The organism is Arenimonas sp., assembly GCF_041919775.1.
Classification (GTDB): Bacteria; Pseudomonadota; Gammaproteobacteria; order Xanthomonadales; family Xanthomonadaceae; genus Arenimonas.
The window spans coordinates 1-3,190 of sequence record NZ_JAYRTE010000045.1; the positions used below are offsets into that span (position 1 = coordinate 1).

The 3,190-nt window shown below is 65.5% G+C and carries 3 protein-coding genes; 2 read left to right on the forward strand and 1 reads right to left on the reverse strand.

The genetic code is table 11. The annotated features are described in order from the left end of the window. Positions 1–92 precede the first annotated feature (92 nt). Positions 93–1,697 carry a peptide chain release factor 3 gene (locus ACE3TE_RS12995; protein WP_374605624.1) on the forward strand — a complete coding sequence of 535 codons (1,605 nt, stop codon included), beginning with the start codon at positions 93–95 and terminating at the stop codon, positions 1,695–1,697. A 155-nt stretch (positions 1,698–1,852) separates the two neighbouring features. Next, a complete protein-coding gene (locus ACE3TE_RS13000; protein WP_374605626.1) occupies positions 1,853–2,500 on the forward strand; it encodes a hemolysin III family protein in 648 nt (215 codons plus the stop codon). A 106-nt stretch (positions 2,501–2,606) separates the two neighbouring features. On the opposite strand, the gene ACE3TE_RS13005 is transcribed toward ACE3TE_RS13000, so the two are convergent. After that, positions 2,607–3,035 (reverse strand): CBS domain-containing protein, encoded by a 429-nt coding sequence (locus tag ACE3TE_RS13005; RefSeq protein ID WP_374605628.1) that lies wholly within the window; start codon positions 3,033–3,035, stop codon positions 2,607–2,609. Between the last annotated feature and the right edge of the window lie 155 nt (positions 3,036–3,190).

A 3,190-nucleotide genomic window follows, 5' to 3' on the forward strand; every position in this document is an offset into this window, starting at 1 on the left:
TTCAGGCGCGAATCCCTTCTTTGCCGCAGGCAAAGCCAAAAGATTCGCGCCTGAAGGCGCTCCTACATGATCCTCGCTATAATCAGCGGCTTATGTCCAGCCACCTCACCGAAACCCGCCGCCGCCGCACGTTCGCGATCATTTCGCACCCCGACGCCGGCAAGACCACGCTGACCGAAAAGCTGCTGCTGTTCGGCGGCGCCATCCAGATGGCCGGCTCGGTGAAGGGCCGCAAGGCCGCCCGCCACGCCACGTCCGACTGGATGGCGCTGGAGAAGGAGCGCGGCATTTCGGTCACCAGCTCGGTGATGCAGTTCCCCTACGAGGGCCGCATCGTCAACCTGCTCGACACGCCCGGCCACGCCGACTTCGGCGAGGACACCTACCGCGTGCTCACCGCCGTCGACAGCGCGCTGATGGTGATCGACGTCGCCAAGGGCGTCGAGGACCGCACGATCAAGCTGATGGAAGTCTGCCGGCTGCGCGACACGCCGATCATGACCTTCATCAACAAGCTCGACCGCGAGGGCAAGGAGCCGATCGAGCTGCTCGACGAAGTCGAAAGCGTGCTCGGCATCCAGTGCGCGCCGATCACCTGGCCGATCGGCATGGGCCAGCGACTGAAGGGCGTGGTGCACCTGATCAGCGGCGAAGTGCACCTGTACGAACAGGGCCGCAACTTCACCCGCCAGGACAGCACCATCTTCCCGTCCATCGACGCGCCCGGCCTGGCCGAACGCATCGGCGAGAAAATGCTGGCCGACCTGCGCGACGAACTTGAACTGGTGCAGGGCGCCTCGCATTCGTTCGACAAGCAGGCCTACCTGGAAGGCCGGCAGACGCCGGTGTTCTTCGGTTCGGCGGTGAACAACTTCGGCGTGCAGCCGCTGCTCGACTTCTTCGTCGAACACGCGCCCTCGCCGCGCCCGCGCGCCACCACCACGCGCACCGTGCAGCCGGAAGAGGAAACCTTCTCCGGCTTCGTGTTCAAGATCCAGGCCAACATGGACCCGCAGCACCGCGACCGCGTGGCCTTTCTGCGCGTGTGTTCGGGCCGCTACGAAAGCGGCATGAAGGCCTTCCACGTGCGCAGCGGCAAGGACCACAAGCTGGCCAACGCGCTGACCTTCATGGCCAGCGACCGCGAGATCGCCGAAACCGCCTACCCGGGCGACGTGATCGGCCTGCACAACCACGGCACCATTTCGATCGGCGACACCTTCAGCGCCGGCGAGTCGATGGGCTTCACCGGCATCCCGAACTTCGCGCCGGAACTCTTCCGCCGCGCGCGCCTGCGCGACCCGCTCAAGCTCAAGCAGCTGCAGAAGGGCCTGGCCCAGCTGTCCGAAGAGGGCGCCACGCAGTTCTTCCGGCCGCTGATGTCCAACGACCTGATCCTGGGCGCGGTCGGCATGCTGCAGTTCGACGTGGTGGCCTATCGCCTGAAGGACGAATACAGCGTCGACGCCAGCTTCGAGCCGGTGTCGGTGGCCACTGCGCGCTGGGTGAAGGGCGGCACATCGAAGAAGATGGAAGAGTTCCGGGAAAAGAACGCCAGCAATCTCGCGGTCGACGCCGCCGGCCAGCTGGTCTATCTGGCGCCTTCGCGCGTGAACCTGCAGCTGACCCAGGAGCGCTGGCCGGACTTCGAATTCGCCGCCACCCGCGAACACGCCCAGGCCCTCGCCGTCGACTGAACCTCGCCCCCCCCCTGTAGGAGCGGCTTCAGCCGCGAATCTTTTCACTTTGCCTGCGGCAAAGAAGGGATTCGCGGCTGAAGCCGCTCCTACAATTGGCGGCGATGCCGGCACAATGGAGTTCACGCTCCAACCCACAGGCGCATGCTGGCCCGATGACCGAATACGAAAAAGACCACGAGTCCCCGCGCGAGGAACTCGCCAACGCCATCAGCCACGGGCTGGGCGCGCTGGCGGCGCTGGCGGGCGGTTCGGTGCTGATCACGCTGTCGGCGGCGTTTGGCAACGGCTGGCAGCTGGCGGGCGCGATCGTGTTCAGCGCCTCGCTGTTCCTGCTTTACCTCGCTTCGACGCTGTACCACATGACCAGCAACCTGGTCTGGCGCGGGCGGCTGAAGGTGTTCGACCACTGCGCGATCTTCATCCTGATCGCCGGCACGTACACGCCCTTCACCCTGGTCGGGCTGCGCGAGGACGGTGGCTGGTGGCTGTTCGCGGCGATCTGGACGCTGGCGGTGGCCGGCGTGGTGTTCAAGCTCTTCTTCACCGGCCGCTTCAAGGGCCTGTCAACGGCGATCTACCTGGGCATGGGCTGGATGCTGGTGACCGCGCTGGGGCCGTTCCTGCGCCAGGTGCCCACCGAGACCATCATCTGGCTGCTCGCCGGCGGCCTGTCGTACACGGCCGGCACCTACTTCTACATGCACAAGCGCATCCCGTTCGCGCACGCGATCTGGCATGGCTTCGTGCTTGGCGGCAGCGCCTGCCACTTCGTCGCCGTCACCCAGCACGTGGTGCCCTGAAAACCCGGGTCAGAGTCGAATTTCCTGCAGCGACGCTTGACGGGGAAAAGCAAGAGGAAATTCGACTCTGACCCGGGTTTTCGAAATTCGACTCTGACCCCGGTTTTCAGCTCGCGATGTATTGCTGAAGCTGCTCGATTTCCAGCTGCTGGTCTTCGATGACCGCCTTGACCAGGTCGCCGATGGACACCATGCCGACGACCTTTCCGCCATCAAGGACCGGCAGGTGGCGGATGCGGCGTTCGGTCATCACGGCCATGCAGGTCTGGGCGGTGTCGGTCGGCGTGACGGTGACCACCGGGTGCGACATGATCTGGCCGACCGGCGTTTCCGCCGAGGACCGGCCCTGCAGGATCACCTTGCGGGCGTAGTCGCGTTCGGTGGCGATGCCCAGCAGCTCATCGCCCTGCATCACCAGCACCGAACCGATGTGGTTTTCGGCCATCAGCCGGATGACTTCGAGCACCGGTGCCTCCCGGGGCACCGTGACCAGGCCTTCGGACTTGCCGGCCAGGATCTGGTTGACGTTGCGCATGCCGCAGCCCTCCCTTTGTCCCTCGGCCGATCATAGACCCGCCCCGCCCGCTTTTGTAGGAGCGCCTTCAGGCGCGAAAAAACGGGGTCAGGGTCACATATCGCACCGCGCACAGTGTACCCGTCCCCCGTCCAGCCCCACCCCCGCCGCCCCGC